The organism is Vibrio sp. SCSIO 43097, from assembly GCF_023650755.1.
GTDB lineage: Bacteria > Pseudomonadota > Gammaproteobacteria > Enterobacterales > Vibrionaceae > Vibrio > Vibrio alginolyticus.
On record NZ_CP071840.1, the window covers coordinates 839835 to 861468 of the forward strand.

Annotated in this window: 20 protein-coding genes; 7 read left to right on the forward strand and 13 right to left on the reverse strand. The window is 45.0% G+C overall.

Annotated features, from left to right (window positions below):
* The first annotated feature begins 24 nt into the window (after positions 1-24).
* The gene (gene dinB, locus J4N40_RS03985; RefSeq protein ID WP_025998728.1) at positions 25-1089 is read left to right on the forward strand and encodes a DNA polymerase IV; all 1065 of its coding nucleotides are present in this window, start codon (positions 25-27) and stop codon (positions 1087-1089) included.
* On the opposite strand, the gene J4N40_RS03990 is transcribed toward dinB, so the two are convergent.
* Positions 1086-3011 (reverse strand): RecQ family ATP-dependent DNA helicase, encoded by a 1926-nt coding sequence (locus tag J4N40_RS03990; RefSeq protein WP_171346137.1) that lies wholly within the window; start codon positions 3009-3011, stop codon positions 1086-1088. The genes dinB and J4N40_RS03990 overlap by 4 nt on opposite strands.
* Positions 3012-3087: 76 nt before the next feature.
* Between J4N40_RS03990 and J4N40_RS03995 the strand changes: the two genes are divergently transcribed.
* Both J4N40_RS03995 and J4N40_RS04000 read left to right on the forward strand, forming a co-directional pair.
* Positions 3088-3567 (forward strand): GreA/GreB family elongation factor, encoded by a 480-nt coding sequence (locus J4N40_RS03995; protein ID WP_053306727.1) that lies wholly within the window; start codon positions 3088-3090, stop codon positions 3565-3567.
* A gap of 61 nt (positions 3568-3628) precedes the next feature.
* Entirely contained in the window at positions 3629-4372 is a 744-nt protein-coding gene (locus tag J4N40_RS04000) for a YggN family protein (protein WP_171346135.1), read from the forward strand.
* Positions 4373-4508: 136 nt separating this feature from the next.
* Here J4N40_RS04000 and J4N40_RS04005 read toward each other — a convergent pair whose 3' ends face one another.
* The gene (locus J4N40_RS04005; protein ID WP_250654378.1) at positions 4509-7055 is read right to left on the reverse strand and encodes an Ig-like domain-containing protein; all 2547 of its coding nucleotides are present in this window, start codon (positions 7053-7055) and stop codon (positions 4509-4511) included.
* 378 nt (positions 7056-7433) lie between these two features.
* Between J4N40_RS04005 and J4N40_RS04010 the strand changes: the two genes are divergently transcribed.
* Complete coding sequence (locus J4N40_RS04010) at positions 7434-8798, forward strand: sodium-dependent transporter (protein WP_005391763.1); 1365 nt, start codon at positions 7434-7436, stop codon at positions 8796-8798.
* Positions 8799-8902: 104 nt separating this feature from the next.
* On the opposite strand, the gene J4N40_RS04015 is transcribed toward J4N40_RS04010, so the two are convergent.
* The 5 genes from J4N40_RS04015 to tsaA all read right to left on the reverse strand — a co-directional run bounded on the left by J4N40_RS04015 (position 8903) and on the right by tsaA (position 12780).
* Complete coding sequence (locus tag J4N40_RS04015) at positions 8903-9094, reverse strand: DUF4250 domain-containing protein (protein WP_005380289.1); 192 nt, start codon at positions 9092-9094, stop codon at positions 8903-8905.
* A complete protein-coding gene (locus J4N40_RS04020; RefSeq protein ID WP_005391765.1) occupies positions 9094-9300 on the reverse strand; it encodes a YaeP family protein in 207 nt (68 codons plus the stop codon). Before J4N40_RS04020 ends, J4N40_RS04015 begins: the two co-directional genes overlap by 1 nt.
* A gap of 111 nt (positions 9301-9411) precedes the next feature.
* Complete coding sequence (locus tag J4N40_RS04025) at positions 9412-10080, reverse strand: tellurite resistance TerB family protein (protein WP_005380291.1); 669 nt, start codon at positions 10078-10080, stop codon at positions 9412-9414.
* 177 nt (positions 10081-10257) lie between these two features.
* Positions 10258-11973: a proline--tRNA ligase gene (locus J4N40_RS04030; RefSeq protein ID WP_005380292.1), complete on the reverse strand. Its 1716-nt coding sequence runs from the start codon at positions 11971-11973 to the stop codon at positions 10258-10260.
* Between the two features lie 111 nt (positions 11974-12084).
* The gene (tsaA, locus tag J4N40_RS04035; RefSeq protein WP_025768239.1) at positions 12085-12780 is read right to left on the reverse strand and encodes a tRNA (N6-threonylcarbamoyladenosine(37)-N6)-methyltransferase TrmO; all 696 of its coding nucleotides are present in this window, start codon (positions 12778-12780) and stop codon (positions 12085-12087) included.
* Positions 12781-12903: 123 nt separating this feature from the next.
* Between tsaA and J4N40_RS04040 the strand changes: the two genes are divergently transcribed.
* The 3 genes from J4N40_RS04040 to J4N40_RS04050 all read left to right on the forward strand — a co-directional run bounded on the left by J4N40_RS04040 (position 12904) and on the right by J4N40_RS04050 (position 15109).
* Entirely contained in the window at positions 12904-13164 is a 261-nt protein-coding gene (locus tag J4N40_RS04040; RefSeq protein ID WP_005380295.1) for a type B 50S ribosomal protein L31, read from the forward strand.
* 3 nt (positions 13165-13167) lie between these two features.
* Positions 13168-13293, forward strand: coding sequence for a type B 50S ribosomal protein L36 (gene ykgO / locus J4N40_RS04045; RefSeq protein ID WP_005380299.1), 126 nt, complete (start codon positions 13168-13170; stop codon positions 13291-13293).
* Between the two features lie 229 nt (positions 13294-13522).
* Entirely contained in the window at positions 13523-15109 is a 1587-nt protein-coding gene (locus tag J4N40_RS04050; RefSeq protein WP_005380301.1) for an AbgT family transporter, read from the forward strand.
* Positions 15110-15215: 106 nt separating this feature from the next.
* Here the strand turns inward: J4N40_RS04050 and J4N40_RS04055 are convergent, their stop codons facing one another.
* From J4N40_RS04055 to J4N40_RS04080, 6 genes are read right to left on the reverse strand one after another with little or no spacing between them, the layout of a single operon-like run.
* Entirely contained in the window at positions 15216-16289 is a 1074-nt protein-coding gene (locus J4N40_RS04055) for a hypothetical protein (protein ID WP_033905525.1), read from the reverse strand.
* Positions 16286-17398 (reverse strand): ATP-grasp domain-containing protein, encoded by a 1113-nt coding sequence (locus J4N40_RS04060; RefSeq protein ID WP_033905524.1) that lies wholly within the window; start codon positions 17396-17398, stop codon positions 16286-16288. The genes J4N40_RS04055 and J4N40_RS04060 overlap by 4 nt, the downstream gene beginning before the upstream one ends.
* Positions 17386-18654 (reverse strand): F390 synthetase-related protein, encoded by a 1269-nt coding sequence (locus J4N40_RS04065; RefSeq protein WP_250654379.1) that lies wholly within the window; start codon positions 18652-18654, stop codon positions 17386-17388. The genes J4N40_RS04060 and J4N40_RS04065 overlap by 13 nt, the downstream gene beginning before the upstream one ends.
* Positions 18642-19505, reverse strand: a complete 864-nt coding sequence (locus J4N40_RS04070; RefSeq protein ID WP_017820759.1) for an MBL fold metallo-hydrolase — start codon at positions 19503-19505, stop codon at positions 18642-18644. Before J4N40_RS04070 ends, J4N40_RS04065 begins: the two co-directional genes overlap by 13 nt.
* On the reverse strand, positions 19474-20460 hold the full coding sequence (locus J4N40_RS04075) for an NAD-dependent epimerase/dehydratase family protein (RefSeq protein ID WP_250654380.1): 987 nt from the start codon (positions 20458-20460) through the stop codon (positions 19474-19476). Before J4N40_RS04075 ends, J4N40_RS04070 begins: the two co-directional genes overlap by 32 nt.
* A complete protein-coding gene (locus J4N40_RS04080; protein WP_186436818.1) occupies positions 20457-21446 on the reverse strand; it encodes a ketoacyl-ACP synthase III in 990 nt (329 codons plus the stop codon). The genes J4N40_RS04075 and J4N40_RS04080 overlap by 4 nt, the downstream gene beginning before the upstream one ends.
* Positions 21447-21634: the final 188 nt, after the last annotated feature.

Here is a 21634-nt window from a genome sequence, read left to right on the forward strand (position 1 = left end):
TTTTTGAACAGTGCTTTGATGGCTATGTCAGATCGAATTAGAAAAATTATTCATGTCGATATGGATTGTTTTTATGCTGCCGTAGAGATGAGAGATAACCCCAGTTACCGTGGCATTGCACTCGCTGTTGGCGGACATGAAAAGCAGCGTGGAGTGATTAGCACCTGTAATTATGATGCGCGTAAATATGGTGTTCGCAGTGCAATGTCAACGGCGCGCGCGCTGCAACTCTGTCCTCATTTGTTGGTTGTGCCCGGTAGAATGCATGTATACAAGCAAGTCTCTCAGCAGATTCGTGCTATTTTTGAGCGTTATACGCCTATCATTGAACCTCTCTCATTGGATGAAGCATACCTCGATGTCACGGACTCGACAGCTTGCCGTGGCTCCGCAACGTTGATCGCAGAGTCAATTCGCCGTGATATCTGGAGTGAACTTGGGTTGACGGCATCGGCGGGCATTGCTCCGATTAAGTTTCTTGCCAAGGTCGCGTCAGACATGAACAAGCCCAACGGTCAGTTTGTGATTCCGCCAGAGAAAGTCCAAGAGGTTATCGATAGTCTTCCGTTAGAGAATATTCCTGGCGTGGGGAAGGTGAGTCTTGAGAAGCTCCACCAAGCCGGTTTTTATCGATGTGAGGACATTAAAAACAGTGACTATCGAGAGTTGTTGAGGCAGTTTGGTCGTCAGGGTGCCTCCTTATGGCAGCGAAGCCATGGAATTGATAATCGAGAAGTCGTTGTTGAGCGCGAGAGAAAGTCCGTCGGTGTGGAAAGGACATTCAGCCAGAACATCGCAACCTATGGTGAATGTTGGCAAGTGATTGAGGAGAAACTTTATCCTGAACTCGAGAAACGTTTAGAGCGTGCAAGCCCAGATAAGTCGATTATTAAACAAGGTATTAAAGTCAAATTTGCCGATTTTCAACTGACAACAATTGAGCACATCCATCCGCAATTAGAGCTTGAGGACTTCAAGATCTTGCTAAGAGATATTCTTAAACGCCAAAATGGACGGGAAATTCGCCTTTTAGGCTTGAACGTGATGCTCAAGCCCGAAGACCAAGCGCGTCAATTGAGCTTTTTTTAGGCCCTTACCGTTTCTACCTGCGTTAATACCTGCTCAAAACTTACGTTTGCCATTGCACCATAACCTGCTAGCTTTGAGGCTTTTAGCTGGCTAATCAAAGGAGTGCTGATTCCGCACAAGAAGCGAGCAACGGCATCATTACTGATGGCCGATGGGGAAAGCTGAATAAACTCCTGCGCCCATATCGATACTTGAGATTGTTCAATATCTTCAGGTTCTGGTGCTGTGAATGTGGCGACGTGACCACGACACACGGAGCAGTGACCACATTGCTTTGGTGCATCGTGATCCGCAAAGTAGTTCGCCAATTGTGAGCTCAAACAGTGCTCGGACTGGAACAAGTGCAGCATGGTGTGGATTCTTTCGATATCTTTGCTTTCTTTGGATTGGAACAGTTCAGACAGTTGTTGGATTAAAACATCCGAGCTCTGTTTGGTTGGCATAACTGAGTACACGTCCGTCAGTTGTTTGCTCTCTAGTTCTATCCAGCCGTTCTGGTGAAAATAGTCGAGCGCTGCGACAACTCGGTTGCGTTCCGATTGATAGTTCATCCATAGCGCTTCTAGGTCAACTTGGCACCATACTTTGGCTTTTTGCGAGCAGGAGAAAATAACCTCCACAAATTGACGTCGCTCGCCTTGAAATTGATTCACAATAAATTGCTGATCGTGCAAAAACTTAAACCGATATTCCGCAAAGTAACTGTACTTTGCTTCAATGACGTTATGTAGCTCCAAATAAACCAACAAGGTTTTGAGTGGCAATTGGCGGATATTACTTTCACGCGACAAACGCAGTGGCACTACCTCCCATTGTGGAGCATGTTCTTTCGCTTGCTCGACTACATAGTTAATTGACGTAAATTCTGGTGTGTCACCATAGACAAAGTTCTCCAACACCGTTAAGCCGGACGTATTGCCTAGCAGAATGCACTCAGAGCGTTGCCCGTCCCTGCCTGCACGTCCAATCTCTTGTGCGTAGTTCTCGATTGATTTGGGTAAGTCGAAGTGAATGACGCGGCGAATATCAGATTTATCGACCCCCATACCAAATGCAATCGTTGCAACAATACAGTCAATTTGGCCATCCATGAACTGCTGTTGGATTTGTTCACGAACGTCGCTTTTCATGCCAGCGTGGTATGCGTGAGCGTTAATGCCAATATGGATTAATGACTTTGCTACTCGTTCTGCTGTTTGCTGCTGCGTCACGTATACGATGGTCGGAAGCTTAGGTGAAGAGGCGATGATCTCACTGAGCTGTTCTTGTTTCTTTGTTTCCTCACACGGGATGACCGAGATATCCAGATTAGAGCGGTAGAAGCCTGTAACGGTAATATGTTCACTGGCAATATCGAACTTTTTTTGCATGTCTTCAATAACTGCAGGCGTTGCCGTTGCGGTGAGAAGTAAAGACTGTGGGATGTTCAGTTCACGTTGATATTGCGGTAGTTTGAGATAGTCTGGACGAAAGTTATGCCCCCATTCGGAAATACAGTGCGCTTCATCAATGACCATCAAAGAAATCGGTACTTGGCGAATGAATTCACGAAAACGCTCATTTTTTAGTCGCTCAACAGAAATCATCAAGATTTTGATTTGTCCATTTTTCACGCCAGCCATGACCTTTTGTGCTTCTTCTCTACTTTGACTGCTATCGATAGAAGCGGCCGCGATTCCTTTACTTTGTAAAAAGCTCAGTTGATCTTTCATTAACGCCAACAACGGAGAGATCACCAACGTAAGGTTGGGTAATATGGTTGCAGGTAGTTGATAACAGAGTGACTTCCCCGAGCCTGTAGGAAAGATTGCCGCAGCAGAGTAACCATTCATAACGGCTTCAATAACGGGTTGCTGACCTTGGCGTAATGAGCCAAAACCAAATACGGATTGAAGTGTTTGATGCAGCGAGTCACTTTGCATAATAGGGAAACCTTTCTTTGATGGTAAACTTAGGTACATTAACACACCCTGAGTGCCAAACGCGCGTCCTAAAAGTATGAACAAAGCTGACTTAGTCCAAATTATCATCCAACATCTGGAAGAAAAACTTCAAGTGGCCCATGCATCGGCTCAGCGAGCCATTGATGCCGCGACAGATGAAGAAACTGTTCCCGAGCATAAGTACGATACGTTAGCACTTGAAGCCGCGTATCTTGCTCATGGACAAGCCATGCGAATCCAAGATAGTGAAGAGGAATTGCGTCAATATCGTTCTTTAGTGACTCGCGACTTTAAGAATGCGCCTGTTGGTGTTGGCGCTTACGTTGTTCTCGCAGATGAGAACTTGATCGAAAAGCACTTCTTTGTAGGCCCTTGCTCTGGTGGTTTGACTGTTCAATATCAGGCTCAGGAAGTCTTTGTCTTAACAGCTAAATCTCCTCTGGGTCGAGCGTTGTTCGGAAAAGAAGAAGGTGATGAGGTTGACGTAAAAATAGGAGATAAAACAACTTGTTACGAAGTCGTGACGATTTGCTGACATCTCATGTATCACTCAGTGTTATGTTTAACACGAGTAATGTTAAATAAAAGAGAATGACATGAAAAAGCTTTTTACACTCTCATTGCTGATGGTCAGTGCTACTGGTTATGCAGCGCAGTGTCGTGTGGACATCAATAATGAAGTCCGTATGGATGGGCAAAGCTTGGAAATTCGCCAAACGACAGGTGATAAAGCTGTCGTGGATGAAGATAACAATCTATTCATCAAAGGTGAGTTAATTGAACTCAATGCCGACCAAAAAGCGGCAATTGAAGACTATCGCGAAAAAATGAACGCGTATATTCCACAAGCAAAGCAGTTGGCGAGTGATGGTTTAGCGCTTGCAAATGACATCATCGATGATGTCGCGGAAAGCCTAGACGCACCTGGCGCGTTTGATAACGTCAAAGTCGCAGTACAGGACTTTTTCGCTGATGTTGAATCACGTTACTACAAAGATGGCGATTTCATTCTACCAGCGGAAAGTTTTGAGTCCATGACACAAGGGTGGACTGAAGACTTTGCAAAAGCACAAGAGATCTTCAATAAAGAGTTTTTAGCGAGTTCGTTGGATGCTTTATCGAAAAAAATGAAGGAAGAGGGGGGAATAAACCTCACTGCATTATCGGAGAGTATGGCTGAACTCAGCGCGAAATTAGAAGAGCGTTTAGCTGAGCATTCGAAAGAGGTAGAACAACAAGCAGAAGACTTGTGCGATTCGCTGGATGACATGGCAGGACAAGAAGACGATCTGTTGAAGAAAATCCCTGAGCTAAAAGATTACCGAGTATTTACGATTTAATTACTCATTAAAAAGTAAAAAACTCAATGAGATAAAGAAAGAGAGCACGATTGTGCTCTCTTTTCGTTTTTACATACTTGAATAAGTAATGGAAACAAGACGATATTTGCGTTTTACTCGCTTGTTCTTTGATAGCTTATTGCGTATTCATCTCGGTGAGTTTATCGCCGACAGGTTTTGAGAAGTTAAAGCCATCATGCTGATCCCAGTTGATAGACCATGTCATTACCCCTGCATAATTCGGGTAATGGTACGCTGGTTTAACGGTGCCACATGAAGTGCCTTTGGTTAAACAATCTAGTGCGTTGATAATATTCTGTGTTGGAGCCTGCCCTGAATTTGCCGAGCTAGGACCTGAAGGTAAACCGATTGCGACTTGATCATCGCGCAATGGTGCAAATTGAGTGCCGTCGGCCAACTCAAAACCTTCGATAAGCATTTTAGATTGCGCTACCATCATATCCACAGAGCCTTCTGGTGCACTGCCTGGCAGGTATGGGTTTGGCAAACCGCCGTTGTTATATAACTGGACGTGAAGCAAGTCGAGCGTGCTGCGTGTCTCGTTTATCACAGGAATGTAAGCTCCCCAAATACCGCTGTAAGCCACATAGCCGCCTTGAACATAAGGGTGCTCAGGCGCCATGGTTAGGTACATATCGCCACCCATGTTTTGCTCTATTTGAAGCAAAGCACGACCAAGGCGAGCTTGAATTTGCGAGCCATGAACTAAGTTAGAACCACTCTCTAAATCCACATCTAGACCATCAAAGCCCCACTCAGCGATAAGACCTGTTAGGCTAGAGACAAAGTTGGCTTCATCTTGGTCGGTATTCAGCGTAATCGTGCCTTCTGCGCCGCCAAGAGAGAGAACAAACTTCTTACCTTTAGCTTGAAGCGCTGCCATGTCCTGCTTGAATTGTGTTGGATCGAGTGCTGGACAATCGCTGTAAATATCGCCTGAATATAGATTAAAGTGCACGGTGCCATCACTGTTGCGATCATTTTCAGCAAAGGCAATATCAATCACATCCCAAGCATCTGCCATATCTGCTAGACGAATTGGACAGCCCGCTCCATTTACAAAATTGTGCCAGTAACCGATGAGTTTATGGCGTTTATCTACTTGCTCAACCACCGTTATTGCTGCGGCGTCAGACAATGCATTGCTTCCTGACAAATCCACAGCTTGGGCGCTAACTGTAAAGTTACCAAGTGCAGTTGGTGTCCAGTTGGCTGTGTAAGGTGCCGTGGTATCGGTTGCAACAATAGAGCCGTTGATCATGAAATCAACGTGTTTAATGCCTGAAGTTAAAGACGTTGCATCGGCGCTTAATGCGAGGCTTTTGCCTAATCCGGTGGTCTGACCGCTGCTTGGTGAAGTCAGAGAGACGACCAAATCTTTATCGCTGACTTCCACACCAACCAGGGACTCTGACGTGTTGTTATCATTATCGGTTGCGACGGCTTTAAGCTGGTTAGCGCCAATAAGTGTGGCGTTCCAAGTAACGGAATATGGCGCTTGAGTGGTGACCCCTAAGCTGGTGTTGTTCGCAAAAAACTCAACTTGCGTGACTGTGCCATCAGCATCGCTTGCGTTTGCCGTGATTTCGTTATTGCTGCCAGCGAGCACGACTTGTCCATCCGTTGGTGCCGTAATGGTAACTTGCGGTGGTGTCGAACAAGCACCTAGGCCACTCCAAGCATCTTGCCAGTATAGCCCTTCACCAGGCTCGTAAGCCCATGTCGCATCCGAGGAGCACCAACCAGCAACATCACAACGATATTTTTGGTTGAAGTGAGAAACCAGGTCGCCAGCTTGATAACTTGTGCCTGCCACATAAGGTACTGCATCTGGACATCCGCCCGTTCCGGTTTCTGAATTACTAATAACCAGCGCTACTTCTTGGCTCATCGTTGCGAGGTTTGTATCATCAGTCGCTTGTGCTTTGAACGAGTATGTACCTGGACTAGCGGTCCATTGATATTCGTAAGGTGCGCTAGTATCAATGGCGACAGATTGATTGTTTACGAAGAACTCAACTTGTGTGACCACACCATCAATATCGTCAGCTTGAGCGGCTACGGTTAGGTTATCGCCTACATTAAGCACTTCTGTGCCTACTGGGCTTGTCAATGAAATGCTTGGTGGCGGTAATTCGACTTGTGGTTGAACTTGGATAGAAATCGTCGTGGTGCTAACAGCTCCCTCATTATCTGTCGCAATTGCGGTCAATTGCGAGATCCCTTCAATAGCTGTCCAAGAAGCTTCGAATGGTGCTTGAGCTACCACAGCAACGGTTTGGTTGCCTGCAACAAACTCAATTTGTGTGATTTGGCCATCTTCGTCAGCTGCGTTGGCTAACAAAGTGATCGCACTGCCTTCGGGAATTTGTGCGTTGTTTATTGGAGAGGAGAACGACACCGTTGGTGATAAATTGTTGCTTCCACCATCACATTGCCCTAACGCTTTCCATGCTTCCCAAGATCCTGAGTTGGTCACGGGATCATTGCCTTGCGTCCAATATGCAGCCTCATAAGCGGCTCCTTGCGTTTTTACTAAAGCGCCCGATGTATAAGTCGCAGTGCTGTCCCAGTCGGGTAGACTTTGACAGTTATAGGCTTGAGCTTGGTAGCTGGCGCTGAGTGCTACAACCATCGCTCCGTGAAGTAGGGTGACCTTCATTTTCCTCTCCTTGAATCATGGGTATAAATGAGAACAGAGTAATAACTAGCTGATAAATAGACATTAGGGGGAAAAAGCGAAGCACAATATTCTGCTTTTCGACACAGTATCACGAGGAACAGTTCGTCCCTTACACCAGAGCTCATTATTTTTCGGCTCACTTCACGGCAGAAGGATTGGTAAAATTCAGCCACGTAAAACGAACAACAGTCGCGAGGCTTTTGAGCGATGAATATGAGATGTACGTTAAAATTTACAAGCTGAATGACTACAAATTGTTTCAACTGTCGAGGATTTAACCGAGGTGCTCTTGTTGAATAGTGAATATTGCTATAGTGTACTAGTTAGCTAGTTCAATGATATTTTTGTGTGAGTAGTATGACACAGCAAACCTCTTCTCAGCCTCGCGAGCATTTTGGCTCTCGTCTCGGGTTCATCTTAGCTGCCGCAGGTGCCGCAGTTGGCCTTGGCAATATTTGGGGCTTCCCAACTCAAGCAGCCAGTAATGGTGGCGGTGCTTTCCTATTAGTTTATTTGGTGATGATTCTTATCGTCGCATTTCCGATGCTGGTGGTTGAAATGGCGATTGGTCGCCATGGTCAAGCCAACCCTGTAGACAGTATGCGTGCAATCACAGATAACCCTGCCGGTAAAAAGCTCGGCGGCATTGTGGGTTGGATTGGTTTAAGCGTACCAAGCGCTGTCTTAGCGTTTTATTCAATTGTTGGTGGTTGGTTGATCTGCTTTTTACTGGGTGCAATCACAGATCTAATGGGGTTAGAAGCTGCAACTCAATGGCTAAAGGGCTTTAGTGTTGAACGTAACTTGTTCGGAACCATTACTTTTTATGTACTGACGATTCTCATCGTACAAGGTGGCGTAAAACAAGGTATTGAGAAGTGGTCCACACGTTTGATGCCAGCATTGTTTGTTCTGTTTGCTCTGCTATTTGCTTACATCATGACGCAAAACGGTGCGATGGAAGGTCTGAAACATTACCTAGTGCCGGATTTTGAAAAGGTATGGGACCGCAAGTTGATTCTTGCTGCAATGGGACAGGGCTTCTTCTCGCTTACGATCGGTGGCTGCTCAATGTTGATTTACGGATCTTACTTGAGTAAGAAAGAAAACCTACCAAAGATGGCGATGAACGTGACCATGGTAGATACTGCCGTTGCTTTCATTGCAGGATTAGTGGTGATGCCAGCGATGTTTGTGGCAATGCAAAAGGGCGTTCAAATCTATGCAGAAGATGGCTCTCTATTAAGCTCAGATACGTTAGTGTTTACGGTATTGCCACTAATGTTTGATAGTTTAGGTTTGCTTGGTCAATTGTTCTCTATTGTGTTCTTCTTATTGCTGACGATTGCGGCGCTAACGTCCTCCATTTCAATGTTAGAGTGTCCAGTGGCTTTAGTGAGTGAGCGCTTCAATACTAAGCGCAGCGCAACGAGCTGGGTTTTAGGTGGTCTCATTGCCTTGTTCAGTGTGGTGATTGTTTATAACTTTGGCGCTCTGTTTGGTATGGTCGCGACGGTTGCTACTCAGTATCTACAACCAACCGCTGCGCTCTTATTCTGCTTATTTGGTGGTTGGGTATGGAATCGCAACTCAAAAATCAAAGAGCTTGAGCAAGGTTGCCCGGAGTTTACGCAAGGTTGGTTTGGTAAGTTATGGCCTGCGTATGTGAAGTTTGTATGTCCAATTCTTGTGGCGACAGTCATCTGGGCTTCATTTGGCTAACCGAGACGCCTATCGAATAAAAGAAAAGGGCTTGATGGTAACTCATCAAGCCCTTTTTCATATTGGTTATTCTCGTTTCGGTTATCCGCCAAGCATGGTGTGGATTAACGGAATTGTCCTGCTTCTGGAAGAAAGTCAAAACCAGCAGAAGCCAGTTTTGTCTCCAGTGCTGTGCGTTCGATATCGAAGAAAGCCACCAGTTTATCTAAGTCACCACCGAAGTCGTCGCGTAGCTTCATATTCACAATGCTCATCAGCATGACAGGATCCATGGATTCAAAGTTCGCTAGATTCATTACTTATCCTCAAAATCTGAAATCAGTAGGTTTGCCGCAGCAAATGCCGCTTTTTCACGCACTTCTTTAGGCAGGGACTCATCCGCTGCAACATCGTTCAGTGCTTTAACTGCACATGAAATTGCTTGGGGAATATAAGCTTGATCGCCACTACCAATCTGAGCATAAAGCTCACGAACCAGTTCACAACAGCCGTATACTTGCATGTTTTCTTTCCACTAAATGATAACTTATCTCAATATACACACAGCGGATTTGAAACTCAAAGTACAGAGTTGTTTTGGCTCAAGTTGAAGGTTTGCTTGAGCGAGATTTAATCACTGCATTTGTGCTTCTAACTGCTGAGTGACTTCTGGTGAAAGTTGAAGTTGTTTTGCTAGTTCTTGCAGATACGCTTTTTCCATAAAGTTTTGTTCATCAGCGACGATCAAAGACGCTAGGTAAATTTCTGACGCTTGTTGAGGAGAGGTCGCCTGATTAGCAATTTCAGCAGGATCAAGCGGTTTGTTTAACTCTTGCTGAACGAGGTGACGAACGTGCTCATCTGCGCCCATATCCGCGAGAGCTTGTTCAATGCGAGCCATTTCCTCTTCATCAACGTGACCATCAGCTTTTGCAGCTCCAATCATTGCTTTTAAAATTAAGACACTGTGTTTACTGTCATCGGGGTCAAAGGTTTCTTGAACACCTTGACCGGATTGCTTGGCTTGCCAGTCGTTATACACTTTGTAGGCCAAGGCTCCAAGCGCAGCTGCGCCACCGACTTTTAATGCGCTTGACCCTATTTTTTTAGTCATTTTTTTACTTTTCTTTGAGCCCATCAACATACCGATGAGGCCTCCGCCTACAGCACCTGCTCCTAGCGTTTTTAGGCTACTTGAATTTGATGAGGATTTGATGTTGTTGGTTTGTTTGCCCAATGCATCTGCACCTTGCTTAAGTAAATCTGATTTGAGTGCTTGGTTTAGAAGACTTTTTAAATCCATAACTGACCTCCTTTAGATGATGAAATCAGTTTAATAGCAAGAAGCTGAACCAAAGATTAACAAAGTGAATAGTTCGAAAAAGGTGGAGGGGGGCGTTGAGCTGTAATAAAAAGGGCTGACCGAAGCCAACCCTTTTTAACTATTTGAAACTACTTCAAATGCGAACTCGTCTAGTGCTTACTTTAGTTGAGCTTTTACGTGCTCAACAATGTCAGTCATTGCGACTGCTGTTTTCTCACCAGTAGCACGGTTCTTGTATTCGAAGTTGCCTTCTTTCATTGAGCGGTCACCGATAATAATGGTATGCGGTACACCAATAAGCTCCATGTCAGAGAACATTACGCCTGGGCGTTCTTTACGGTCGTCAAATAGCACTTCGATGCCCATTGCTGTTAGCTCAGCGTACAATTTCTCAGCGGCTTCTTTCACTTCTTCTGACTTGTGCATGTTCATTGGAACGATCGCTACCTGGAATGGTGCGATTGCATCTGGCCAGATGATGCCGTATTTGTCGTGGTTTTGTTCAATAGCAGCCGCTACTACGCGAGTGATACCGATACCGTAACAACCCATTTCTAGGATGACGTTCTTACCATCAGGACCCAGTACACCACAGTTCATCGCTGCGGAGTAAGCGTTACCTAGTTGGAAGATATGGCCAACTTCGATACCACGCTTAAGCTGGATAATGCCCTTGCCACATGGGCTTGGGTCACCTTCCACAACGTTACGTAGGTCTTCAACTTGGCCAAGCTCTACATCACGACCCCAGTTAATACCGAAGTAGTGTTTGCCATCGATGTTCGCGCCCGCACCGAAGTCGCTCATTACCGCAACGCTGCGGTCAACAATGAACGGCAGTTTAAGGCCAACAGGGCCAAGTGAACCTGGGCCTGCACCGATAAGCGCACGAATTTCTTCTTCAGATGCCATTTCCAGTGGAGCTGCAACCTGAGGAAGGTTTTCTGCTTTCACTTCGTTCAGTTCATGATCACCACGAATAATAAGCGCGATGATTGGCGCATCAACTTCGTCAGATGCTTTCACAAACAGTGTTTTCACTGTTTTTTCAATTGGTAGTTCGAACTGCTCAACCAATTCAGCGATTGTTTTCGCGTTTGGCGTATCAACCAACGTCATTTCTTGTGTTGGTGCCGCAGCCTCAGAGGCTGGAGCTAGTGCTTCTGCTTTTTCAATGTTTGCCGCGTAATCTGACTCGCTAGAAAATGCGATGATATCCTCGCCGCTTTCAGCCAGTACGTGGAACTCTTGAGAGCCGCTACCACCGATAGCACCGCTATCTGCAAGTACAGGACGGTAATCCAGACCCATGCGATCGAATGCTTTACAGTAAGCATCGTGCATTGCGTCGTATGACTTTTGTAGGCCGTCTTTATCAATGTCAAAGCTGTACGCATCCATCATTGAGAATTCACGTGAACGCATTACACCGAAGCGTGGACGACGTTCGTCACGGAATTTGGTTTGGATTTGGTACAGGTTTAGCGGAAGCTGTTTGTAAGAGCTCACTTCATTGCGAACAAGGCTAGTGATCACTTCTTCAGCGGTTGGGCTAAGTACAAACGGACGAACATGACGGTCAGTAAAGCGAAGTAGCTCAGGACCCATCTTTTCGCTGCGGCCTGTCTCTTCCCATAGTTCAAACGGCTGAACAACGGGCATCAAAGTTTCGACTGCGCCTGCATTGTCGATTTCTTGACGAACGATGTTTTCGACTTTACGCAGTACACGTAGACCAGTAGGTAGCCAGGTGTATAAACCTGAAGCCAGCTTACGGATCATACCTGCACGTAGCATGAGCTGGTGGCTCACTACTTCTGCGTCGTTTGGAGTCTCCTTCAGAGTAGAAAGAAGATAATTACTGGTACGCATTAAATTTATCCGTTTATTTAAGTTAGATACTCAAGCTTGAATAAGCAGGAGTATGGGAGTTCCCTAAAGGGAAATTTGTTAGCCGTCTATAATATCAGCCAATTGCGTTTGTCAAAAGCTTTCAATAGCGGTAACCGTTATTAAGTTGCTTGTTGCTGTGAACTTTACGTTCAAGTCGAACAAATTTACCGCATATTCTTTGTCGTCCGGCTTGTTTTTCTTATATGCAGGGCGAGGATCTTGTGCCAGAACTTGTTCAATGACTGATCTTACATAGTCAGTATCGGGTCGATTTTCTATCGTTGCTAATGCTTGAGCAGAAAAGGTGACTTGTGACTTTTCTGGTTCTTGGTCTGCGTATCCGCCTTGTGCTTCCGAAATAGAATCCGAATAGGGAATATAAGGCTTAATATCCACAATCGGTGTCCCATCCACGAGATCTACACTGCCTAAATCAAGATAGATTTGATCGCCTTGCTTAGTGACTCCTTTCACTTCAACGGCTGACATTCCGATTCCGTTTGGACGGAAAGTCGAGCGCGAGGCAAAGACACCAATTCGTTCATTGCCGCCTAATCGTGGCGGACGTACAGTTGGTTTCCAACCAGCTTCCAGATTCTGATCAAATAGAAACAACAACCAAACGTGAGAGAACTGTTCTAGCCCACGCACTGCTTCAGGGCTATTTGCTGCACCTAACAGTTTTACGCGTGCTTTAGCCTCTGGTACTAAGCGTGGTTGGCGCGGAACTGCAAACTTTTCTTTGTACGGTGTCTCAATGACGCCGATGGGTTCGATGGAATACATGGTGGACATCTTTAAGAATTCATTGAGATGAAAAGTATCACAAATTTCTCTTGCTTTTCTTGTTGATAATGATTATTAATTAAAATGTTATAACATAACAATTCAATTAAAAGGAAAAGTATTATGAAACCAGGAATCCACCCTGAATATCGTCCTGTGGTGTTCCACGACACCAGTGTAGATAAGTACTTTGTCGTTGGTTCTACGTTGAAAACGGAGAGAACCATAGAATGGAAAGATGGCAAAACTTACCCTTACTTTACGTTAGATGTGTCGTCAGCTTCTCACCCGTACTACACCGGTAAACAGCGCGTTGTACAAACCGAAGGTCGCATTGCGAACTTCAACCGTCGTTTTGGTCAATTTAAGAGCGAAAAGGAATAAATCATGAAGGTAGTAAAATCATTAAAAAGTGCAAAAAGTCGTCATCCGGATTGCCAGATTGTAAAACGGAGAGGGCGTCTTTATGTCATTTGTAAAACGAACCCGAGATTCAAAGCTGTGCAAAAGTAATCAACCTGCATATATCTAACTTATGGTTTTGTTTAATTGATAATGTTGATTTAATTATCTTACATGGATGAAATATCTACATTTTTATTCAATGTTGGTTATAAATGCCTCTGTTTGTCACAGTTTGTAACATTTAGGGCTTTTATTTGACCTTCTACTCAAGTACCCTTCGCACGCTTTTTGACATTTTTGTCACATTTGCATAGGAATAAAAACAAGGAGGGAACAGATGAGTTCATCTGATTCAATTAAACAAAACTCGCCTAAGAAGCCGCTGTTTACGCGCTTTTTGGATACTGTCGAATATTTGGGGAACTTATTACCCCACCCGATCACACTATTTGCCATTTTCTGTTTAGCCATTCTGGTGATGTCGGGTATTGCAGGATACTTCGAAGTTTCCGTAGTTGATCCTCGTCCTGAGGGTGCAAAAGGTCGTGCCGCGGATGGCATGATTCATGTCGTTAGCTTGCTTAACGCTGATGGCCTTGAACTAATCGTTACCAATCTAGTGAAAAACTTTGTCGGCTTTGCACCTTTGGGTACGGTATTGGTTGCGATGTTGGGTGTTGCTATTGCTGAATACTCAGGCTTGCTATCTGCAGCAATGCGTGGCTTAGTAATGGGTGCATCTCAACGCATGGTAACAGTGACGGTCGTTTTCGCGGGTATCATTTCAAATACGGCATCAGAGCTTGGCTATGTGGTACTTATTCCACTGGCTGCAATGCTGTTCCATTCTTTAGGTCGTCATCCACTTGCCGGTCTTGCTGCGGCGTTCGCTGGTGTATCTGGTGGTTACTCAGCAAACCTACTTATTGGTACGGTTGACCCGCTGTTGTCAGGCATTACTGAAACGGCGGCGCAAATGATTGACCCAACTTACACTGTTGGTCCAGAAGTTAACTGGTACTTCATGTTTGTGTCGACATTCTTCATTGCAATCACAGGTGCGTTTGTTACTGAAAAAATTGTTGAGCCAAAGCTTGGCAAATACAGTGAAGAAGAAGCCTCAGAAGATTTGTCGAACGACAAAATGGGTGGCTTAACAGACATTGAGAAGAAAGGCCTAAAACTAGCAGGTGTTGCTGTACTGGTTGTTTCAGCGCTGCTTGCTTGGACGGTTGTTCCAGAAGACGGCATTCTACGTTCTGATGCAGGTACAATTGCAGGTTCACCATTCCTGAAAAGTATCGTGGCATTCATCTTTGTGTTCTTTGCTATTCCAGGCTTTGTGTTTGGTAAAGTTGTTGGCACGATGAAGACGGATCGCGATGTAATTGATGCAATGGCGAAATCTATGTCTTCTATGGGCATGTACATTGTATTAGTTTTTTTTGCGGCTCAGTTCGTTGCTTTCTTTAAATGGACTAACTTCGGTCAGGTATTCGCGGTTGCTGGCGCTAGCTTCCTGCAAGAAATTGGCTTAACTGGTCCAATGTTGTTCTTTGCCTTCATCCTGATGTGTGGCTTTATTAACCTAATGATTGGTTCGGCATCGGCACAGTGGGCAGTAACGGCTCCGATTTTTGTTCCTATGTTGATGCTTGTTGGTTATGCACCGGAAACGATTCAGGCTGCTTACCGAATTGGTGACTCGACGACAAACATCATTACTCCAATGATGAGCTACTTTGGTTTGATTCTTGCCGTAGCGACTCGTTACATGAAGAACTTAGGTATCGGTACGCTGATCGCGACCATGCTACCTTACTCAATCTGCTTCATTGTAGGTTGGAGTGTGCTCTTCTACCTATGGGTATTCGTATTTGGTTTACCAGTAGGCCCTGGCGCAGCAACATACTACACACCGTAGAAAACGGTTACCTCACACAGCTCCATTATAAAAAGCCTGCGAACGTCGCAGGCTTTTTTATCGATTGAGACTGTGTACGCAGGCTTACCTGATTATAGATGTCGGTTTATAGCTGAAAACGCATCAACAAAGGGCGATAAAAGTGCTGAGTGAGCCAGCATAAGCTTTTCCAAATTATGCGTTTGTACCAAGGTAAGTGCGCAATATAAACATAGCTAAATTCAATTTCTGGCCGGGCTTTTCTGTTGCGTTTAAAAGCCGGAGCACCTGAGCTCATATTAAAACGACGCTGGAATATCATTGCGTGGCGGATGGTATAGGCCGATATTCGACGATACAATGCGAGGCGTTGTGGCTTATTGGTATCGTAGCCAAAAATTGGGCAAGTCATATCATTATCAATTTCTACAATGCCTAACGTAGCCAGCATCTCTTCTTGATAAAACAGTCCCACTAACTTTACTAATTTGTTCTGGCTCGCCTGTTTTAAATATTGGGTTGAAAACTGGATGTTATTGAGGCTGTATTTATCAAGGTAAAGCATGTCATATAACTCTTTGGCACGCTGAAACTCTTCATCAGTGGTCAGTGGCCTAAACTGCCAATCTTTATCATTAAGCAGTTTGAAGTCTTTCGTTAAATCTCGGTTGAAGCTGAACGCTTGCCAATCATCAAGTAAATACACTTGTCGTGTTACCAAGCTTTGCCATTTTGGCTGCTTCAATCGCTGAATTAAGTGTGAATGCTGACGCTGGTTGAGGGAGCGAAGCACCAAGGGAAAGGTGGGGTATTGATCGAGTGCGACGCGACGCAGTTCATCGAGATTTAAGGCTGCCCATTGTTCGCTATACATATTGGTGGACAAGCACTGATTGTTGAGCGTTTGGACTTGATCCAATCCAGCCAATGATAAGATTGGTTTAGTCATATTAATAAGTAACTTACATACCCATCGAACAGCCACATTTTTGACTTTGTGAAGCTCTTCTTCGGCGTAGCCACTAAGCAGTGTCATAGGGGAGACTGCATAACAGTTGTTTGGTATTTGTGGTGTTACGGAGTAAGGAATGGCAACATCATCGATATAGTAGCAACCAAAGCTTGCTGTGCATTCATCAATAGGATTTGACTGCATAAGAGTGATAAAGGTTTGATGCCATTCTTGAGAGGAAAGTGTCATGAGTTCAATGCCTCTCCATTCCACTCAATATCAACGGTAGAAGCGTCGCTCCACTTCGTCTTGTTCTGCCTAGCTAACCGGAGTAATTCAAACATACTCCGGATTTGGCTCCCGACCGGTAAGTTATGCTGTTGCATCACATTCACTCCAGACCACCAATCTTGCCAAGTTCGAGCCTTGAACAGGGATAACCCGCCTTCAGCGATGAGTGTTATTGGACCTAAATGATGCAATCGCTGCTTGGAAGGACTGGTAAACTCCATATTAGGAAGCAGTTGGTTGCATCGAGACGAGAGTAGGTGCAAACCACTGGTGGCTCTTGGGTTACATTCAATCACGTAGAGTTCATCTTGTGATTTGATGAAGTCAAACGACACTTGCCCATGATAAGTATGACGTTTACCAAAAGCTGCGATAAATGTATCTAGTCGTTCGCACGAGATCGGCTGAAAAGCACTGGCGGCCGAGCCGTTTACACAGTATTTCGGCACATAAGCTTGGTGTGCTTTAAGGTCACCATGTTCAAAAATGGCATAGTTACACACCGGAGTCCCATGGATTTTTTGTTGCTGAACCCAAGGGTAAAGGGGCGATATCGTGGCGGCAGAAATAGACTGAGTCGTCACATCTCTTATGACTTGCCCGCCAAACCGAGAGTAAACGGGCTTTAGAACGGTTCTCTTATTAATTTCAATCTCACTTTTATCAGCGACCAAACGAGTTTTTGGAAGTGTGATTTCTGGCAAACTTTGAAGCTGTTCAAAGACGGTCAACTTGTTGTGCAGGGCATTGAGTAGTCCCACATTGGGCAGAAAAAAATCTACTTCTGGGCATTGTTTGGCAACATGAGCCAAGTAATACACTTCTTCACAAGTGGGTATCACTATATCAATACGCATCTGAGTAATGATTTTTAGGATCTGTTGTTGATAGGTGGGAAACGCAAATCGAGGCGAAGCGGTGGGGATATAAGACTCGATGCCTCGCAAAAACGATCCTAGAGGTTTTTTTAGCGAATCGGTGAGAGTTACGTCATGTCCATGATGCATACACATGGTTGCCCACTCTAGTGCAACTGGTGATCGGGCTCCGGTGATTAAGACCCGCATATGTTCACCACACGTCGTTGTTTATTCATTGGCGTCCAAATAGGCGCAGGGCGGTAACTAAATCTGACAGGATCAAGCCGCAATTGGTCAAACAACTTTATCAAGGCTTGATGTATAACCCGATGGAGGTGAACATCCGCTTCAATTTGAATGGTTTGTGACCCTGTTTGGGTGATTCGGTAATCCACGCGACTTTGGGCGGATAGTGTTATAGCGCGGTAGATGAGATCTGGTAACACCGTCACTGGGACGTGGTTTGCGTTTAGCGTGAGGCGATCACCACATCGTCCGGCAATTGCGCCAAGAGGTTCAAATACGCCATTATCCTGTTTATTCTCAATAATATCGTCGAGCTGATAACGAATAATTGGCTGAGTTTTACGACGAAAATCGGTAATGATTGGGCTGTAATGAGTACGTTCGGTATTCAGCCAATGTTTTTCGATGTAAACAACATCTTGATTCCAGCGCATTTGTCCATGCTGATCCGTACATGCAAGAAAACCTTCAGTACATTGATAGACTTCATGGAGTTCGCTGTCGAACCGTTGAGAAATAAAGTGACGGTCACTCTCGGTTAGGACTTCTGCACCAGAAATGATCCGCTGTGGTTGAATTGCGGGTTGACCAAATTGACCGCTGAACTGGGCGCAGAGCTGAAGAGCTTGCGCACTACCAACCAAAAGCGTGGGTTGGAACTCATCCAGCTCTTTTATCCATTCTTGGTAAGGTTTGGTTAAATCGGCATAAAAAAATGTTACAGGCCCTTTCGCGACGGATTTATACAGTGGGCTGTTGGCGCGCAAGGCTAGAGCAATTCGGTGTTTTTGCCATAGGTTGGGCAACAGGCGAGCCAATATATTGCCAGCCCATAGTTGTGTTTCCTGTTTGTCAGCAAGAAACAACCCGCGCATGCCTGATGTGCCCGAAGAAAGCCCAACAGTAACATCGCCAACTTTCGAAGCGGCGAAGTTGCGTGACTGTTCTGCGTCGAGTGCTTGTTGCATTAGCTGTTCAGCATCTAAGCCTTTCGTATTCAACTCCGAGAGGTTCTCCATCATGGTTTGCTTATTCATGATAGGGAAATCACTGAGTGGTGCACCTTGAAGTGAGCGGTAATACGGTGAATGACGGCATACCCAATCCAAGTGTTGCGTTAAGTGTTGTTGCTGCCATGTTTCGACTTGTTCCCTTGAGCCGAAGGGGCGGTAGCGGGTTCGCCAGAATTCTGAGATAAGCGTTCTCACTTCATCCATCCTTCTTTGATTAGCTGCTGGATAGTTTCCTGACAATGTGAAGGCACGAAGCGAACAAAGTGGTGGGTTTGTTGGTAGCAACTTCTCAACTCGGAGAGGGTGTTTTTATAGGCTTTTGTATCATCGCAAAGCATGTTCGCCAGCCAATGTTGATCGATATTTTCACTCAAGCTCTCGATTAACCAGCATGCATCGGCGAGTAAGAACAGCCAACCTTGGTCTCTTTTAACCAGCAAGCCCACTTGGCCAGCTGCATGGCCTGGCAAGCTAACCATATAAATAAATCCATCGTCGAACATGTCTTTACAGAGCAAATTAACACCTTGGCACTGAGGAAGAATTTGGCTGATTGATACAGAAAAGTCACTATGAATGAATAAGTTAGATTCAAGTTGTGGAGGAAGTAGAGCTTTTAGGTATCCTTTTCTTACGCCTCCAATTCGACCACTTTTAGTAATTGCATCCACCCCTTTTTGTTGGCAATGCAATTGAGAGTGGGAAAACTCAGACACGGCAGCAATGTGATCAGCATGGAAGTGGGAAAGTACTAAGTGTTCAATATCATGAGGTTTGAGACTTTCTTTTGCTAACTGCGCAACAATTCCGTGTTCTTTTTTATAGCGACAAGGTGTTGTCCAAGCATAAAAACGTTCAGGGAAGGGGCGAGTCGCGCTAAAAAAATGCTCGTGATATCCCGTGTCAAACAGGATGTTGCCTTGTGTTGGGTGCTGAATTAACGCAACGGCTGCCGGAAATGCTCTAGGCTTGATACCAGAACCTGGTTTGACAACAAAGCCTGGGTGTACGCAGTGTCCAGCCTCAAAGATTTTTATTTTTAGACCAGTTTGCATACTGCTGTATTCCTTCTTGAATTGAAAAAAGCGGTTGGTAATTCAGTGTTTGTTTAGCCTTGCTGATATCCAGAGTTTGATGATAGTTAAACAATCCTGCGCTGTATGAGGTGAGCCTTGGTTCTGGCTGATGTGGTAAGTGCCTTCGTATTTGCTCACTGAGCTTTAATAATGGTGATACCACACCGTATGGTAATGATTGTAACGTTACTTTTAGGTTTAACCCCTCACATAAAGCTTGCAGAACAGTCTCAATTGGCATTGGTTCGTTGTTGGAAATGTTGAACACATCACCATGCTGAAGTCGGTCTGCCTGAGTGCAAGCGAGCATCGCTGCATGGGCAACGTTGTCGACATAGGTCAGATCAACCACAGGATTTCTACCCGATGGCAGAAGCAGAGTGTTGTTTTTTATCGCCTTAAGCACTCTTGGGATAATCGCGCGATCATTGGGTCCAAAAATGCCACGCGGTCTTAAAATGATCGCTTTACTTCGACCTTTTACGGCTTCAATTTCTGATAGATATTTTGTGTGTGCGTAATCATTACACCAGTATGAAGCTATGGCGTCGGTTTCTCTAATATTCCAACGGTCTTGATGGTCAAAGTAGACGCTGGTGGACGAAATATGGATAAAACGCGAGATTTGATGCGTATTAGCCGCATTGACGAGGTTTTTGGTGGCATCTACATTGGCTTGATAAAACGCCTGCCACTTTCCCCATGGGCTTGAGAGAGCGGCACAATGGATGATTGCATCCATACCTTGGCATACCGCATGAACTGCTGAGTGGTCTCTTAAATCGACTATATGTGGGATAACATCGAATTGCTCGGCGAGTTGTTTAGCGATGACTGTATTTCGTGCTATAAAATGCAGTTCATGCTGCTGGTGAAACATTCTCAGAATTGCGCTACCCAACATCCCGCTGCCACCAGTGACCAATATCTTCATAGTTTTAGCACTCCCATCCCTAGCGACAACCCTGCGGCGGTGCCAGCTAATAACACATGTTTTCCTGCGGTTTCTGGCTGATTGCGCAGCCAGTGTAAGTTAATTGGGAGTGAGGCGGCGACTTGGTTTCCCAAAGTCGAAAAGTGATTAACGGTTTTCTCTGTTGGTAGCCCGGTGAGTGAAGGCAGTTTTTTTAATCCATGCGCGCTGGCTTGATGAGGAAGAAAATAATCAATATCGCCGAGTGTTACCGGAGAGGCGTCAAACCCTTTTTTTAGAAACGCTGGTAAGGCTTTACGCACATGTTTAAAGAGTGCTTTGCCCTCCATCTCAAACTGGCAACTTTTTAAATAGGCTTGATGCTCGGAGGTATGCGGATTGATATGACTACCTCCGCCCTTAATTTGACAAAATGAATACCCGGTATGATGCGTTTCAAAGTGACTGGTGAGCAATCCATCATCGTTGTGTTCTTCGAGCAAAAATGCGGCGGCACCGTCTGCGAATAGCGTTGCAACTTCTGGTTTGAGCGTAAAATTTCGATTCAGTGTGATGCCAGTGGCGAGTTCGCTGGTGACAATAAGAATCCGACGGTATCGTTTTGCTAAGAATAGACTCTGGGCAAGATCAAGCGCAGAGAGAAAGGATAAACAGGTGCTGTTCAAATCAAAGCTTTCTAGCCATGTTGGAGCGTCTAACGCGGCGAGAACCGCTGAGGCGTCGTAGGGTAGAGACTGGTGGTGTGTGCCGCTAGCGTAGATAAGAAGATCAACGGAGCTTAAGGTATGTGTGTTTCCTAAACACTGCTCTATTGCCTGCACTGCCATGTAAATAGCGGTCTCTTTTGTATTGGCTACATGACGATATTCAACGTCGAATTTATTTCGGCTGGTCCCTGGCGCTAATTTTAGGAAGCGATCCATCTCTCGATCAGACCATTGATTCGTTGGCAGGTAGCTTCCACTGGAAACGATGTTAAAGCCCATTATTCTCTATACACTTATTAAAAACGTCGTTCAAAATAAACCACGTTGCATATTGAAGCTATGGCGAGCGAGATGAAAAATAAACAGAACAAAACAAATGGGAGTAAGAGCACGCTTTGGGTGCAATGCTGAGAATGAATTTTCAGGAATGAGCCAGGCTTTGATTTGCTGGCTCAATATGAATAGAG

What these genes read in the sequence shown, in the direction of transcription:
- dinB (WP_025998728.1), top strand. Translation starts at nt 25, where the DNA reads ATGTCAGATCGAATTAGAAAAATTATTCATGTCGATATGGATTGTTTT.
- J4N40_RS03990 (WP_171346137.1), bottom strand. Translation starts at nt 3,011, where the DNA reads ATGCAAAGTGACTCGCTGCATCAAACACTTCAATCCGTATTTGGTTTT.
- J4N40_RS03995 (WP_053306727.1), top strand. Translation starts at nt 3,088, where the DNA reads ATGAACAAAGCTGACTTAGTCCAAATTATCATCCAACATCTGGAAGAA.
- J4N40_RS04000 (WP_171346135.1), top strand. Translation starts at nt 3,629, where the DNA reads ATGAAAAAGCTTTTTACACTCTCATTGCTGATGGTCAGTGCTACTGGT.
- J4N40_RS04005 (WP_250654378.1), bottom strand. Translation starts at nt 7,055, where the DNA reads ATGAAGGTCACCCTACTTCACGGAGCGATGGTTGTAGCACTCAGCGCC.
- J4N40_RS04010 (WP_005391763.1), top strand. Translation starts at nt 7,434, where the DNA reads ATGACACAGCAAACCTCTTCTCAGCCTCGCGAGCATTTTGGCTCTCGT.
- J4N40_RS04015 (WP_005380289.1), bottom strand. Translation starts at nt 9,094, where the DNA reads ATGAATCTAGCGAACTTTGAATCCATGGATCCTGTCATGCTGATGAGC.
- J4N40_RS04020 (WP_005391765.1), bottom strand. Translation starts at nt 9,300, where the DNA reads ATGCAAGTATACGGCTGTTGTGAACTGGTTCGTGAGCTTTATGCTCAG.
- J4N40_RS04025 (WP_005380291.1), bottom strand. Translation starts at nt 10,080, where the DNA reads ATGGATTTAAAAAGTCTTCTAAACCAAGCACTCAAATCAGATTTACTT.
- J4N40_RS04030 (WP_005380292.1), bottom strand. Translation starts at nt 11,973, where the DNA reads ATGCGTACCAGTAATTATCTTCTTTCTACTCTGAAGGAGACTCCAAAC.
- tsaA (WP_025768239.1), bottom strand. Translation starts at nt 12,780, where the DNA reads ATGTATTCCATCGAACCCATCGGCGTCATTGAGACACCGTACAAAGAA.
- J4N40_RS04040 (WP_005380295.1), top strand. Translation starts at nt 12,904, where the DNA reads ATGAAACCAGGAATCCACCCTGAATATCGTCCTGTGGTGTTCCACGAC.
- ykgO (WP_005380299.1), top strand. Translation starts at nt 13,168, where the DNA reads ATGAAGGTAGTAAAATCATTAAAAAGTGCAAAAAGTCGTCATCCGGAT.
- J4N40_RS04050 (WP_005380301.1), top strand. Translation starts at nt 13,523, where the DNA reads ATGAGTTCATCTGATTCAATTAAACAAAACTCGCCTAAGAAGCCGCTG.
- J4N40_RS04055 (WP_033905525.1), bottom strand. Translation starts at nt 16,289, where the DNA reads ATGACACTTTCCTCTCAAGAATGGCATCAAACCTTTATCACTCTTATG.
- J4N40_RS04060 (WP_033905524.1), bottom strand. Translation starts at nt 17,398, where the DNA reads ATGCGGGTCTTAATCACCGGAGCCCGATCACCAGTTGCACTAGAGTGG.
- J4N40_RS04065 (WP_250654379.1), bottom strand. Translation starts at nt 18,654, where the DNA reads ATGGATGAAGTGAGAACGCTTATCTCAGAATTCTGGCGAACCCGCTAC.
- J4N40_RS04070 (WP_017820759.1), bottom strand. Translation starts at nt 19,505, where the DNA reads ATGCAAACTGGTCTAAAAATAAAAATCTTTGAGGCTGGACACTGCGTA.
- J4N40_RS04075 (WP_250654380.1), bottom strand. Translation starts at nt 20,460, where the DNA reads ATGAAGATATTGGTCACTGGTGGCAGCGGGATGTTGGGTAGCGCAATT.
- J4N40_RS04080 (WP_186436818.1), bottom strand. Translation starts at nt 21,446, where the DNA reads ATGGGCTTTAACATCGTTTCCAGTGGAAGCTACCTGCCAACGAATCAA.